The following is a 15,335-nucleotide window of genomic DNA, read 5'->3' as shown; positions in this document are numbered from 1 at the left end:
AACATATGGTATCGCCTTTTAATCATTGGTGTTTGCTAACGCTAACTTGTTGTTAATGGCGATTTCATAGGTACAAAAATAAAAAACTCTTGCCATAGACAAGAGTTTTTTATTAAGTATTGGAGAAATATTTTATTAGTAATTCCACATATCAAGTTCGAAATTACGTATTTTTTCTTTTACTCTCTCAGATTCTAATAATTGCATTTGAGAGTTTTCTTTCATGTAGTCTTTAATTTCTCTATCGCCATATACGTTTTCTTCTAGGTAGATAACGCCACTAAAACGACGAGAGTTTAATACATGATCAAAAGAGAATGGCATTGCAGAATTTTTTTCGTTGAATGCTTTTGCACCGTGTAATACTTCACGAGCGGCAGGGAAGTAAATCCAAAATAAATCTACATACTCTACATTAGCAGCTTCACCTTTTAATGTATAAACATCTGGAACACGAGGACAAATTCCTAATAAACGGTATTTTAATTCACCCTGGCGTTTGTCAAAGTACCAATAACCTTTTACTTTATAACCTGCTACATGTTCAGGTTTAATTTCATATTTTACAATAAATTCTGGAGATATTTCTTTTTCACCTGCATTTATTTGTTCGATACCTTGATCTAAAGTGTCTTTAAATGAAAGTGCTTTTTCAATATCTTCGTAAGATTTTTTAGTAGTAAAATATCCAGAGTCATATACTTCTGTAATTTTTTTATCTTTAATGGCAGACATTAAAACTGCATAAAGCGATCTTCTGTCTGGTCCTAAATCTACAGATTCATCTACTGGAAAATACAATGGAAAGTTAACACGTTGATTAACATCTATTAATTCCCATGTAGCTTTACCCATTAAGATATCTCTATCTCCTACATAACCATAAGGCATTGGTTTGTCGTTATCTGCGTTTAATTCCGCTTGTGTCTTTTTACCAATTTCGTCTGGTGTTTTTGCATTTAATAAATTAGATTGAGCAAATGAAATTGCACTAAAACCTAATACAGTTGCTAATAAAAAATTTCTCCAATTCATTTTTTTATATTTTAAAATTATTGAATTTCAAAAGTACAAGGTGAAGGTTGTTTAGGTACTTGGTCAATACCTGTAAACTTAGCCTTGATTTCTGAAATTGTAACTACATCACCTTTACCTGCTTTTTTGATAGCAGCTAAAGCAGCAGCATTCATTTTGTTACCTTGAACTACTACTGTTGGTTGTCCAGGTACTTTTAAGTTAAATTGTACAACATTTACTGTTACAGGAAAATCAAAATCTTCCATAACTGCAGTAACTGTAGACACTTCTAAACTTGATTTTGGTCCTTTAGGAGATACATCACCTCTAATTTTCCCTGTTGGTTTTGGTAACGCTTTAATTCTGAAAGGCATAGAGCTACTTACAGAAGTTCCATCAGGTAATTTACCTGTAGCGGTAATTTTAACTTCATTACCAGCACCTGGTTTAATTACAAACTTACCTTGCCCTGTGCTTCTCATTCCTGGCGCAGAAGCTGTAACATTATTAGATGCTACTCCTGGTATAGAAACTGAAATTGGGTTGTCAATACCACGGTATACAACATTCATTTTGTCAGCTGAAATAATTGCTTGGTTTGGTCTTGGAACAACTACATAAGTTCCTTCAAATTTTAATGGAATGTTTTTTCCATCTTCTAAGAATGTAAATTCACCACCAATTTTTTGCTCACCAATACCACCAGCAGTCATTGAAATAACAGCTTGTCCATTTTCTAATTTACCAGGTCCTTTGAATGAAGTTGGTTTTGTATTTTCGTCGTAACGACCTAAAACTACTTTACCTTTCACTTGCTCACCTTGGAAATAAGCATTTTTCTCTAAAACTACAATAGCTTGGTAATTTTTCATTGAAGCTGCATCAACAGCTGCTTTACCTAAAGCTGCAGCAATTACGTCTGATTCAACTTTTTTAGCATCCGATTGCCAAGCACTTAATTTTGCTAATGAAGCAATTGCAGGGAAACCTTTAAAATGATAATTTAAATATTTGTCAGTAGAACCGTCTGTTTTCTTAACGTCTTTAGTATCAAATTTAGATAAGAAATCGTTTAAAATAGACTGGTATTTTTTCTCATTACCTAAAGCAGCTTTTAATTCAGATTTGTAAGTTTCAATTGCATCAATTACAGCTTTACCTTTAGGTGAATAGTTTTCACCAGAGAACCATAATTCATCAATTTTATCTCCTTTATCCATTGCTTCATAAGGAAGTTTACCATTATCTAATTCGATATCTTTAGTAACGTCTCCTTTTAATGATTGTACAAATTCATAGAATTTTTTAGTAGCGTCAACAACTTTATGAGCTGTTGCAGCAGCACCACCAAATTGAGATTTGCTTTCTGTTGCTTTTTGATCTAAAACAGTTAACATATCTTTATTAGTTTGAGCTGCAGAAGTATTTGCTCCTTCAAATTTTTCATTCATTAATCCGAAAGCTGAAAGTACTTCTTTTGACATGTTCATTGCCAACATTGCGACGAAAACCAAGTACATTAGGTTAATCATCTTCTGTCTAGGACTTAAATTTCCTCCTGCCATTTCTAAATAATTAGTTTAAATAGTTAATAAAAAAATAATATAAAACGATAAAACTAATTATCCTCTATTTTGCATTGCAGATAACATTCCACCATACACAGCATTTAATGAAGCGATGTTAGAAGTCATTGATTGCATTTGCTCTTTTAATTTAGCAGCATTTTCAGCAATTTGTTGGTTTGCTTCAGCATTTCTTTGAGCACCATCTAATTGTGCTTTGTATAAGTTATTTAAAGCTTCTAAAGAGTTAGCTGCGCTTACCATTTCGTCAGCATATTTCTTTTGAGAAGCAATTGCATCAACTGTAGGAGCAATGTTTTTTGCAGCACCTTCAAAGTTTTTAATTGAGTTGCTTAAGCTTGACATTAATTCACCATCAATTTTAGCATCTTTTAATAAGTTGTCTAATTTTTGAGATAATAATCCTTGAGCTTCAGTTGGGTTTTCAGCTTTTACTTTTCTTGTTTTAGCCTCTCCACCAGCTAATTCAGGGTAAACTAAAGTCCAATCTAATTCTTTTGCTGGAGCTTCAAATGCAGATAAACCGAAAATGAAAGCTTCTGTTCCTAAACCTGCAATAAGCATTGCGCTTGCTCCTGGCCAGTGCATTAATTTAAATAATGCTCCAACGATTACTACTGCCGCACCGAATCCGTATGCGAAATTCATTACTTTTGGTGATAAAATTGCCATAATTTAAAAAATTTTAGTTAGTTAAGTATTTATTTAGTTAAAGTTGATTAATTTATTATTTAGGTCTTGTACCTGTAGCATCAGTACCCATGTAATCTTGTACAGTTCTAAATCCGATGTAACTTCTAGCTGAATCAGCATATTCAAAATCACGAGTTGAAACTTGTAAGAAGAAAGCAACGTCTTTCCATGATCCACCACGAACAACTTTTCTTTGGTTTTTAGCATCAGGAACGTTAGGGTTCATTGTTGAAACAAATTCATAAGCTCCCGGATCGTATGATGATTCTGTCCATTCAGAAACATTTCCTGCCATATTGTATAAGTTGAAATCATTTGGCTCGTATGATCTAGCTTCTACAGTGTATAAAGCTCCATCGGCTGCATAATCCCCTCTGTTAGGTTTGAAGTTAGCTAAGAAACATCCTCTGTCGTTTTTAGCATAAGGTCCTCCCCATGGGTAAGTTCCTGATTCAATTCCACCTCTTGCAGCATATTCCCATTCTGCTTCTGTTGGTAAACGGAACGAGTTAACTTGATCTCTACCTTTTTGTTTTTTTACATATGAATTTTTATACATTGTTCTCCATGCACAAAATGCTTTAGCTTGTTTCCATGAAACTCCAACTACAGGATATTCTCCATAAGCTTGGTGCCAAAAATAATCATTGTGCATTGGTTCGTTGTAAGAATATGCAAAGTCTTTAATCCATACAGTAGTATCAGGGTAGATTTCAATTGGAGGTGCATCTTCATAGAAATTCTTACGACCTTTTTTCTTAACTGCTTTGTTTAAGTCAACTTGGTTGTATTTGAACTTTAATTTAGAAACATCAATCGTTTTTAACCCGTTAAACGATTCAGATTCAGGTAAATACATTGAGTCCATAACTTCAACGTAATGCTCATCTGGATATTTAGATGTTTCCGTAATTAGTTTGATTTTCTTGTTTAATTTTCTATTAGCATAAGGATCTTTATCAGTTCCTACGCTATAGTAGTTTTCGTACATATATTTATCATATGCCGTCATTTTTTCTGGATCAGTATCAGCAAAACCATAGTCACCTATGCTTCCTCCACCTTTTCCGCTTCTTGCTCCATCTGCTGGTTTTTGACCAACTTCTTCAGCTAAAATAGCTAATCTAGTTCTAATAGTAGAATCCTTTACCCACTCAACAAATTGACGATATTCACTGTTTGTAATTTCAGTTTCATCCATGTAAAAAGAACGAACTGTTACAGTTTTAGTTGGTGCATCTTGAATGTTGGCTAAATCATCATCTGATTTACCCATAATGAATGCTCCACCTGGGATAAGGGTCATACCGTATGGCTTTTCAGAATGCCATTTTTTACCTTTAACTCCCACTAGCTCGCCTTTGTCGCCTTTGCCACAACTTGCAAGTAAAGCTAATGCCGCTGATAGTACTAAAAATTTTTTCATATAAAATTGGGTTAAAAACTTATATTTATTTGAGGGCGTAAACCTATTTAATTATTTTGACATATACAATACTTTCCTTAAAAAAAATATAAAAAAGTGTTTTTTATCGATAAATTTAACACTTTTGTCGTTATTAAATATAGTTTTTCCTATGTGCCTTCCACCATCTTTCAGGTATTTCTTGTTCACATGCAGCTAAATAATCTTCATAGGTACATGGTAACAACGTAATTTTGTTTGTTTTATTGTAATTATTGGATAAATTTATTTCTATCCACCATCTTTCAGATCGATTGCTTTTGTAAAAAACTAATTCTTCTTCTTCAATCAATACAATGTATTTAAAATAATTCGTTTTGTCTTCAAATGGGAATTCATACGAACGATAATGATAACCTTCAATAAAATACCAAATTATTTGTGTAATTAAAGGCATCTCATTTTTTGTGAAGTTTTGATTGAATATTCCAAATGAAGTTACTTTATCGCTAATTCCAGCATATCTTGATAAAGCACAAATTTCTCTTCCATCAAAACCATTTGATTGAAAATTGTTGGTATTGCCAGAATCAGCGCTTTTAATTGAATTTAAATCTAATGATATTAAATCGGCATCTCGGAAAACTGGTTCAACTACTGCTGGATTTTTTATGATTTCTCCTAACCTAAAAGCATCAAAGTATAATTTCTCTATTAAATCAATTTCTTCTTGAGAATTATAATAGGTTTGATATCCAATGTTACTGTAGTTAAACAAATTATTAGGTTCTTCAACTATAATCTTAGATAAAAAGGAATCAGAAGCTAAATTCTCTTCTTTTGCAAAATCAAATTTATGATCTATAGCAACTAAATTTACCATTTGTTCCAGGTTGTCATAGGCTCTATACATGGCATAAGTAAGATCCTGTGATCCTCCAATGATAATTGGTAAAATTTTATTTTTAATTAATTCAGCACAAATAGTTTTTACTACATAATAGGTGTCTGTGATTTCGTTACCTATCATAATGTCGCCTAAATCGGCAATTCCTTTTTGCCAATTACCGGGAAATAATTTATAGAATTGTTTTCTAAATTCATTGAAGTTGTACACTTCATTTTCTAATTCTGCTCCTCTGTTTTCGTTAACACAAATAAGTGCAATAGAAATGGTCTCTAAATTCGGAAAATCTGTTTCGGTATGAAGTACAACCTTCTTACCTAATGTTTGATTAGATAATGTCGTGATATATTTTTCAATATCAGGGGATACAGGTTGTAAAAAATCAAATGACATAAAAATTATTTCTTTTTAGTAGTTTTTTTTGCAGTTGTTTTTGTAGCTGTTTTTTTTGTTGGTGCTTTTTGTTCAATTAGTTCTTTTACTTTTTCTAGTGTTAAAGCCGCAGCATCTACCTCTTTAGATAACTCTATTTTAATTTTTCCTTTTAAAATGACCGATTTACCCCAACGTGCTTTCTCTACTTTTATACCTTCACTTTCCCAGTTGTGTATTACTTTGTCAATATCTTTTTGGATTTTTTCTTGAATTAATTCCACAACATCAGCATTTGATAGCTTATCAAAGTTGTATTTTTTATTTACATTGATAAACATGCCATTCCATTTTATAAAAGGACCAAATCGGCCTACTCCTTTTTGAACAGGCATGCCTTCGTATTCTGCAATAGGTGCATCGGCTTGTTCTTTTTCTAGAATAAGTTCTTTTGCTCTTTCCAGTGTAACGTCTAATGGGTCTTCTCCTTTTGGTAATGAAATGAATTGTTTTCCAAATCGAACATAGGGTCCAAATCGACCATTGCTCACTTCAATTTCTTCATCTTTATAATTTCCTAAAATTTTTGGCAATAAAAATAAGTTTAAAGCCTCTTCTAGTGTAATTGTACTTATATTTTGTTCTGCACGTAAACTTGCAAATTGTTTTTCCTCATCTTCTTGATTGCCTATCTGTGCCATAGCGCCATAGCGACCTAAACGCACAGAAACTTGTTTGCCCGATTTTGGATCAACCCCTAAAATACGTTCTCCTGTTTCTCTCTCGGCTGTTGTTTCAACTTTGTTTACAATAGGGTGGAAGTGGTTGTAAAAATCTTTCATCATTTTACTCCAATCTTCTTTTCCTTCTGCAATTTCATCAAAATCTTGTTCTACTTTAGCAGTGAAATTGTAGTCTAAAATTGTTTCAAAATTTTTCACTAAAAAGTCATTTACAATACCACCAATATCGGTTGGGACTAACTTACCTTTGTCAGAACCTGTGTTTTCTTTTAAAGTTTCCGATTTAATTTCGTTTCCTTTTAAAATTAACTGCTGGTATTTTCTTTCTGAACCTTCAAAACTACCTTTTTCAACATAATTTCTATTAATGATCGTTGAAATAGTTGGCGCATAGGTTGAAGGACGACCAATTCCTAATTCTTCTAATTTCTTTACTAAAGAGGCTTCTGTATATCTTGATGGCGGTCTGCTAAAGCGTTCAGTAGCTGTAATAAAATTATTTTTTAATATTTCATTTACTTTTAAAGCCGGTAACATGCCTTCTTGTTCTTCTTCATCGTCATCATTACCTTCTAAATACACTTTTAAGAACCCTTCAAATTTGATTACTTCTCCAGTTGCGGTAAAGTTCTCATTATGTTTATTGGCTTCAATTTTAACATTAGTACGTTCTAATTCGGCATCACTCATTTGGGATGCAATTGTTCTTTTCCAAATTAAATCATACAAGCGGGCTTGGTCTCTGTCGATATCCACGGTATGACGACTAAGGTCTGTCGGACGAATGGCTTCGTGAGCTTCTTGTGCCCCTTTTGATTTTGTATTGTAATTTCTTGGTTTGCTGTATTCTTTTCCGTAATACGAAGTAATTTCAGCTTGTGCGGCCGACATCGCTTCTTGAGAAAGATTCACACTGTCGGTTCTCATGTAAGTAATCAATCCGGCTTCGTATAAACGTTGTGCAATTTGCATAGTAATACCAACGGGTAAATATAATTTACGAGCGGCTTCCTGCTGTAAAGTTGAAGTAGTGAATGGCGCTGCAGGTGATTTTTTGGTTGGTTTGGTTTCTAAATCACCAACTTTAAATTCGGCACCTATATTTTTTTCTAAAAAAGCTTGTGCTTCTTCTTTCGTGCTGAAATTTTTATTCAGTTTAGCTTTAACAACTTTTCCGGCTTCATTTGTAAATTCAGCGCTAATAGAATAACTGGCTACCGCTTTGAAGTTTTGAATTTCTCTTTCACGTTCCACAATTAAACGTACCGAAACAGATTGTACACGACCTGCAGATAAACCACCTTTTACTTTTTTCCATAAAACGGGTGATAGTTCGTATCCAACTAATCGGTCTAAAACTCTACGGGCTTGTTGTGCATTTACTAAATTGTAATCAATGCCTCTTGGATTTTCAATTGCTTTTTGAATAGCTGTTTTTGTAATTTCGTGGAAAACAATACGCTTGGTTTTGTTTTGATCCAATTTCAATTCTTCTGCTAAATGCCACGCAATGGCTTCTCCTTCACGGTCTTCATCGGATGCTAACCAAACAGTTTCTGCTGATTTTGATAAGTCTTTAAGTTTTTTTACTAAGGCTTTCTTGTCTGAAGAAACTTCATATTTAGGTTTAAAGTTATTTTCAATATCCACACCAATTTCCTTAGAAGGTAAATCCGCAATATGTCCGTAACTCGATTCCACTTGGAAATCTTTACCTAAAAATTTTTCAATAGTTTTCGCTTTTGCAGGCGACTCCACGATGACTAAATTCTTTGCCATTTTCACAATTTTGATGGGACAAAAGTAGAAGTTTTTTTTAACATATATATATAGGTGTATTTTTTTCTTTTTTTGGAGCACACATTTTCTTTTTCTAAAGAAGTGCTTTCCCGCCATTCGCTATACAAGGTATACGCTGCTGTCGGGGCTAGTATTCCACTGCTTTTTTCATAATTTCATGCTAAATTATCTGCCAACTTGTCATAAAATCAAATTTAGTATTATCTTTGCAATCCCAATTTTATAGTGGAAAAGGTTATGGAAGAAAAGGTAATTGAAGAAAATAAACAAGGAACCAGTTTAGTTCAAGATCAAATAGAAGGAAATCAAAAGAAATTATTCATTGAGAGTTATGGTTGTCAAATGAATTTTTCTGATAGTGAAATTGTGGCTTCTATATTATCTGAACAAGGGTATAATACAACGCAAAATCTAGAAGAAGCAGATTTGGTGTTAGTAAATACCTGTTCTATTCGTGATAAAGCCGAGCAAACCGTTAGAAAACGTTTGCAAGAATATAACGCCATCAAAAAAATTAATCCGTCTATGAAAGTAGGGGTTTTGGGTTGTATGGCCGAGCGTTTAAAAGAAAAGTTTTTAGACGAAGAAAAAATTGTGGACATGGTGGTTGGGCCAGATGCCTATAAGGATATTCCAAATCTTTTAAAAGAAGTGGAAGAAGGAAGAGACGCTATCAATGTTATTCTTTCTAAAGAAGAAACGTATGGTGATATTCAACCGGTTCGATTAAGTAGTAATGGTGTATCGGCATTTGTTTCTATTACCCGTGGTTGTGATAATATGTGTACGTTTTGTGTAGTTCCTTTTACCCGTGGACGTGAACGCAGCCGTGAACCCGAAAGTATTATTCAAGAAATTCAAGATTTGTGGGATAAAGGATTTAAAGAAGTAACGTTGTTAGGTCAAAATGTAGATAGCTATTTATGGTATGGCGGCGGATTGAAAAAAGATTTTGAAAAAGCGTCAGAGATGCAAAAAGCTACTGCAGTTGATTTTGCACAGTTGTTGGATCGTTGTGCTACAACTTTTCCAAAAATGCGTTTCCGTTTCTCCACTTCAAATCCACAAGACATGCATTTGGAAGTGATTGAAGTAATGGCGAAACATCATAATATTTGCAAATACATTCACTTGCCAGTTCAATCTGGAAGTACAAGAATTCTTAAAGAAATGAACCGCCAGCATACGCGTGAAGAATACATGACATTAGTTGATAATATTTACAGAATTATTCCAGATATTTCTTTGTCACAAGATATGATTGCAGGCTTTCCAACAGAAACGGAAGAAGACCATCAAGATACGTTGTCGTTAATGGAGCATTGTAAATATGATTTCGGATTTATGTTTGCTTATTCTGAGCGTCCCGGTACTTTAGCTGCTCGTAAAATGGAAGATGATGTGCCTGAAGCAGTAAAGAAAAGGCGTTTAAATGAGATCATCGATTTACAACAAAAAATGGCTTTAGAGCGCACTAAACGTTTTGTAGGTCAGGTTGTTGAAGTCTTAGTTGAAAAAGATTCTAAACGTTCAAATTTACATTGGTCAGGACGTAATTCTCAAAATATTGTAGTTGTTTTTCCAAAAGAAAATTACAAGCCAGGCGATTTTGTAAACGTAAAAATAACCGATTGTACTGCGGCAACTTTAATTGGTGAAGCTGTAGGATATTCAGAAATAATGAATTAATTTTTTGTTTCAAGTTTCAAGTTTGAAAGTTTTCAGTTAACTTTCTAAACCTGAAACTTGAAACCAGAAACAAAACATATGGAATCAATACAAAACATAAAACAACGTTTTGAAATTATTGGGAATGACCCTAAATTAAATCGTGCTGTGGAGAAAGCCATTCAAGTTGCTCCCACGGATATTTCTGTATTGGTAACTGGTGAAAGTGGTGTTGGTAAAGAAAGTATTCCGAAAATTATTCACGCACTTTCACATAGAAAACATGGAAAATATATTGCCGTAAACTGTGGCGCAATTCCTGAAGGAACTATAGATAGTGAGTTGTTTGGGCATGAAAAAGGAGCTTTTACTGGAGCCACTTCTACACGTGAAGGGTACTTTGAAGTTGCAGATGGGGGAACTATATTTTTAGATGAAGTAGGAGAGTTGCCATTGACTACACAGGTGCGATTATTGCGTGTGTTAGAAAATGGAGAATTTATTAAAGTTGGTTCGTCACAAGTGCAAAAAACCAATGTGCGTATTGTAGCGGCAACCAATGTTAATATGCAAGAAGCGATTGAAAAAGGAAAATTTCGTGAGGATTTGTATTACCGATTAAGTACGGTTGAAATTCAACTTCCACCCTTACGAGATAGAAAAGACGATATTCATTTGTTGTTTCGAAAATTTGCTTCGGATTTTGCACATAAATACAAAATGCCACCTATAAAATTAACTGATGATGCTGTTCGGTATTTACTACATTACCGTTGGAGTGGAAATATTAGACAATTAAGAAACGTAGCGGAGCAAATATCGGTTTTAGAAACAAATAGAGATGTGACTTTAACTACCTTACAAGCTTATTTACCTGCTAATGAAAGAAGTTTACCTCAGGTAGTCAATGAAACAAAAAGTTCAAGTGATTTTAGTAACGAAAGAGAAATTTTGTATAAAGTGCTTTTCGATATGAAAAGTGATTTGAACGACTTGAAAAAACTCACTCTAGAACTAATGCAAAATGGTTCGGCTAAAGTCCAAGAATCGAATAAATCATTGATTCAAAAAATTTACGGTACGGCTGAAGATAAAAATACTATTTTTGAAGAACGTCCTTCTAGTGTAAAAATACTACCTACAGAAGAAGATGTTGAACAAGAGGAGTTTATAGATGAGGACGATCATGAAGATTATTTATTTGCAGAAACAGTAGAGGAAGAAGAAACCTTAAGTTTAGAAGCAAAAGAAATAGAAATGATTAAAAAAGCCTTAGAGAAAAATAAAGGAAAAAGAAAAGCAGCAGCAGATGAACTAGGAATTTCTGAACGTACTCTATATAGAAAAATTAAACAGTTTGATTTGTAAAATGAATAATTTAAAAAAATATATTTTCTTGTTAGTAGCCTGCACTTTTATAAGTTGTAATGTGAAATATAATTTTACAGGGACAGGAAAAATTGATGCCAAGACTTTTCAGGTAAATTATTTTCAAAATATGGCAGATATTGTAGAGCCAGGTATTGAAAGAACATTTACGCAAAAACTACAAAATACTATCTTAAATCAAACGAATTTAAATTTAGTTGCTTCAGGTGGTGATTTGTTGTATGAAGGTGAAATTGTAGAGTATAGAATTACACCTATGGCTGCAACATCAAATCAAGTAGCTGCACAAAACAGAATGACAATAACGATAAATGTTCGTTATTCAAACAAAAATAAGGAAGATGATAACTTTGAAAAAAGATTTTCTTTTTATTATGATTATGCAGCAGATGTTTTACCGCAAGCTGTTTTAGGTACGGCTTTAGATGAAATTTATGAGCGTATTACGCAAGATATATTTAATCAGTCACTAGCAAAATGGTAATTATATGAATATAAGTGATTATATATTTTTGCTCAACAATTCAAAGGGAATCAATGATAAACAAACTTTGGTTCTTGAAACTATTGTGCAAGAGTTTCCTTTTTTTCAAAGTGCAAGAGCTTTGTATTTAAAAGGATTGTATAATCAGGAAAGCTTTAGGTATAATTACGAATTAAAAAAAGCGGCTGCACATACAACTGATCGTTCCGTTTTGTTTGATTTTATAACTTCGGATGAGTTTAAAATTTTCAAAAAAGAAAATTATGATAAAATTCAAGCTGAATTACAAAATATAGAAGTGAATGAATTTGAATTCGTACAAGCGATTTCAGATCATAATAAACTAGATGCTTCGGTTGAAAAACAAAATACCATTGAAAAAGTAGAAGAACGATTAGAAATTGGGAAGCCATTATCTTTTGAAAAATCAGAAACACATTCGTTTAGTGAATGGTTGCAATTGTCAAAATTTGCACCTATTGTGCGTGAAAATGAAAAAATAGCAGGAGAAAATAGTACGGATATTGAAAAAAAATTCGAATTAATAGAAAAATTTATCGAATTAAGTCCAAAAATTGCTCCAACAAAAGAATCGGTGCCAGTGCCAGTAAATATAGCTAAAAGCAACGAAATGCCTTCTTCAATTATGACCGAAACATTGGCAAAAATTTACTTAGAACAAAAAAAATATACTAAAGCAATACAAGCTTATGAAATATTAATTTTGAAATATCCAGAAAAAAGTAGTTTCTTTGCAGACCGAATTAATGATATTAAAATTTTACAACAAAATAATTAACAGAAAATGATACCATTTACAATTTTTTTAGCTCTAATAGTAATTGTTTGTTTTTTATTAATCTTAGTGATTATGGTTCAAAATCCTAAAAGTGGAGGTTTATCTTCTTCTTTCGGTGGTGGTGGCCAAATGGGAGGTGTTCAAAAAACAACCGATTTCTTAGAAAAATCAACTTGGTTTTTAGGAGGAGCTTTAATTTTATTGATTTTATTGTCAACTTTGAGTAATGCTGGTGGAAACGGTGGCTCTAAATTAATTGACGATGCTACAACAGCGGCAAAACCAGCACCAGTTCCAACAACTGCTCCAGCTGCAAGCCAACCAGCTGCTGATACAACTAAGAAGTAATTTACATTAAAATAGCAAATAAAAATGCCAGCCTGTCAGTGCTGGCTTTTTTATTTTAAGTAAAAATGGCAGAAATTGTTTTTGGCACAATTTCTGAAAAAAAACAAGTAATAATTTTAATAGTAAAAATTTAAAGATATGTCGTTAAACATTAAACCACTTTCAGACAGAGTAGTAATTGAGCCATTAGCAGCTGAAACTACAACAGCTTCTGGTATTATTATTCCAGACACAGCAAAAGAAAAACCTCAAAAAGGAACTGTTGTTGCCGTAGGAAATGGTAAAAAGGACCATGAAATGACCGTTAAGGTTGGTGATACTGTTTTATATGGCAAGTATTCAGGAACAGAATTAAAGTTAGAGGGTAAAGATTACCTTATTATGCGTGAAGATGAAATTTATGCAATTATCTAATTAGTACATTCAAAAGTTAAATTCAAAAATTAAAAAAAAATGGCAAAAGATATTAAATTCGACATTGAAGCTCGTGATGGCTTAAAACGTGGAGTTGATGCATTAGCAAATGCAGTTAAAGTAACATTAGGTCCAAAAGGAAGAAATGTTATTATTTCAAAATCATTTGGAGGACCAACAGTAACTAAAGATGGAGTTTCAGTTGCTAAAGAAATTGAATTGCAAGATCCATTAGAAAACATGGGTGCGCAAATGGTTAAAGAGGTAGCATCTAAAACTAATGATTTAGCTGGTGACGGAACTACAACTGCAACTGTATTAGCACAAGCAATTGTAAAAGAAGGTTTGAAAAATGTAGCTGCAGGTGCTAATCCAATGGATTTAAAAAGAGGTATTGATAAAGCAGTTGAAGCAATTGTAGATCAATTAAGCAAACAATCTGAAGCAGTGGGTGATTCCTCTGAAAAAATCAAACAAGTAGCTTCAATTTCTGCTAATAATGATGAAACAATAGGAGAGTTAATTGCTACTGCCTTTACTAAAGTGGGTAAAGAAGGAGTGATAACTGTAGAAGAAGCAAAAGGGACAGATACCTATGTAGATGTTGTAGAAGGAATGCAGTTCGATAGAGGGTATTTATCTCCTTATTTTGTAACCGATGCTGATAAAATGATTGCTGAATTAAGTAATCCTTATGTATTATTATACGATAAAAAAATATCAAATTTACAAGAGTTATTACCTGTTTTAGAGCCAGTAGCGCAATCGGGTCGTCCCTTGTTAATTATTGCTGAAGATGTAGACGGACAAGCGTTAGCTACATTAGTAGTGAATAAATTAAGAGGTGGATTAAAAATTGCTGCCGTTAAAGCTCCAGGATTTGGTGATAGAAGAAAAGCCATGTTAGAAGATATAGCTATTTTAACTGGCGGAACTGTAATTGCTGAAGAAAGTGGGTATTCGTTAGAAAATGCTACATTAGCCATGTTAGGAACGGCTGAAACTATCACTATTGATAAAGACAATACTACCATTGTAAATGGAGCAGGAAATGCAGATAATATTAAGGCCAGAGTGAACCAAATTAAAGCTCAAATGGAAACGACTACTTCTGATTATGATAGAGAGAAGTTGCAAGAGCGTTTGGCTAAATTAGCTGGTGGAGTTGCTGTATTGTATGTTGGGGCTGCTTCTGAAGTTGAAATGAAAGAGAAAAAAGATAGAGTAGATGATGCGTTACATGCTACAAGAGCTGCAGTAGAAGAAGGAATTGTTGCAGGTGGAGGTGTTGCTTTAGTAAGAGCTAAAGCAGTTTTAGAAAACATTAGTGCAATCAATGCAGATGAAGCAACAGGAATTCAAATTGTAAATAGAGCAGTAGAAGCACCTTTAAGAACTATAGTTGAAAATGCAGGAGGAGAAGGTTCTGTTGTGATTTCAAAAGTTTCGGAAGGAAAAGGGGATTTCGGATTCAATGCTAAGACAGGTGAATACGTTGATATGTTAAAAGCAGGAATTATTGATCCTAAGAAAGTAACACGTGTTGCTTTAGAAAATGCGGCTTCAGTGGCTGGAATGATATTGACAACAGAATGTGCACTTATTGATATTAAGGAAGATACACCAGCTATGCCTATGGGTGGTGGAATGCCTGGAATGATGTAAAAATTAAAAAAATCCCTAGTAAAAACTAGGGATTTTTTATTAAAT

Annotated in this window: 13 protein-coding genes; 7 read left to right on the top strand and 6 right to left on the bottom strand. The window is 33.3% G+C overall.

Translation table 11 applies throughout. From position 1 onward, the window contains the following. Positions 1-135: 135 nt before the first annotated feature. The 6 genes from porN to topA all read right to left on the bottom strand — a co-directional run bounded on the left by porN (position 136) and on the right by topA (position 8,502). Positions 136-1,035, bottom strand: coding sequence for a type IX secretion system ring subunit PorN/GldN (gene porN / locus KQS_RS11195; RefSeq protein WP_014389298.1), 900 nt, complete (start codon positions 1,033-1,035; stop codon positions 136-138). A gap of 17 nt (positions 1,036-1,052) precedes the next feature. Beyond that, positions 1,053-2,582, bottom strand: a complete 1,530-nt coding sequence (gene porM / locus KQS_RS11190; RefSeq protein WP_014389297.1) for a type IX secretion system motor protein PorM/GldM — start codon at positions 2,580-2,582, stop codon at positions 1,053-1,055. A gap of 57 nt (positions 2,583-2,639) precedes the next feature. After that, complete coding sequence (gene porL / locus KQS_RS11185) at positions 2,640-3,275, bottom strand: type IX secretion system motor protein PorL/GldL (protein WP_014389296.1); 636 nt, start codon at positions 3,273-3,275, stop codon at positions 2,640-2,642. A gap of 55 nt (positions 3,276-3,330) precedes the next feature. Continuing rightward, entirely contained in the window at positions 3,331-4,722 is a 1,392-nt protein-coding gene (gene porK / locus KQS_RS11180; protein WP_014389295.1) for a T9SS ring complex lipoprotein PorK/GldK, read from the bottom strand. 133 nt (positions 4,723-4,855) lie between these two features. Further along, on the bottom strand, positions 4,856-6,001 hold the full coding sequence (locus KQS_RS11175) for a formimidoylglutamase (RefSeq protein WP_014389294.1): 1,146 nt from the start codon (positions 5,999-6,001) through the stop codon (positions 4,856-4,858). Between the two features lie 5 nt (positions 6,002-6,006). Further along, the gene (topA, locus tag KQS_RS11170) at positions 6,007-8,502 is read right to left on the bottom strand and encodes a type I DNA topoisomerase (protein WP_014389293.1); all 2,496 of its coding nucleotides are present in this window, start codon (positions 8,500-8,502) and stop codon (positions 6,007-6,009) included. 258 nt (positions 8,503-8,760) lie between these two features. Here topA and miaB point away from each other — a divergent pair, with 258 nt between their 5' ends. The 7 genes from miaB (at position 8,761) to groL (ending at position 15,290) form a co-directional block, all read left to right on the top strand. Beyond that, positions 8,761-10,212, top strand: coding sequence for a tRNA (N6-isopentenyl adenosine(37)-C2)-methylthiotransferase MiaB (gene miaB, locus KQS_RS11165; RefSeq protein WP_014389292.1), 1,452 nt, complete (start codon positions 8,761-8,763; stop codon positions 10,210-10,212). A gap of 78 nt (positions 10,213-10,290) precedes the next feature. Continuing rightward, on the top strand, positions 10,291-11,559 hold the full coding sequence (locus KQS_RS11160; protein ID WP_014389291.1) for a sigma-54 interaction domain-containing protein: 1,269 nt from the start codon (positions 10,291-10,293) through the stop codon (positions 11,557-11,559). A 1-nt stretch (position 11,560) separates the two neighbouring features. Then, positions 11,561-12,064 carry an LptE family protein gene (locus KQS_RS11155; RefSeq protein ID WP_014389290.1) on the top strand — a complete coding sequence of 168 codons (504 nt, stop codon included), beginning with the start codon at positions 11,561-11,563 and terminating at the stop codon, positions 12,062-12,064. A gap of 4 nt (positions 12,065-12,068) precedes the next feature. Beyond that, a complete protein-coding gene (locus tag KQS_RS11150) occupies positions 12,069-12,863 on the top strand; it encodes a tetratricopeptide repeat protein (RefSeq protein ID WP_014389289.1) in 795 nt (264 codons plus the stop codon). Positions 12,864-12,869: 6 nt separating this feature from the next. Beyond that, complete coding sequence (secG, locus tag KQS_RS11145) at positions 12,870-13,211, top strand: preprotein translocase subunit SecG (protein WP_041252093.1); 342 nt, start codon at positions 12,870-12,872, stop codon at positions 13,209-13,211. 138 nt (positions 13,212-13,349) lie between these two features. Further along, entirely contained in the window at positions 13,350-13,625 is a 276-nt protein-coding gene (locus KQS_RS11140; protein WP_014389287.1) for a co-chaperone GroES, read from the top strand. A 39-nt stretch (positions 13,626-13,664) separates the two neighbouring features. Continuing rightward, on the top strand, positions 13,665-15,290 hold the full coding sequence (gene groL / locus KQS_RS11135) for a chaperonin GroEL (protein ID WP_014389286.1): 1,626 nt from the start codon (positions 13,665-13,667) through the stop codon (positions 15,288-15,290). Positions 15,291-15,335: the final 45 nt, after the last annotated feature.

It is taken from the genome of Flavobacterium indicum GPTSA100-9 = DSM 17447, from assembly GCF_000455605.1.
Classification (GTDB): Bacteria; Bacteroidota; Bacteroidia; order Flavobacteriales; family Flavobacteriaceae; genus Flavobacterium; species Flavobacterium indicum.
The sequence above is the reverse complement of the archived record's forward strand: the minus strand, read 5'-3'. Positions and strand labels throughout refer to the sequence as shown.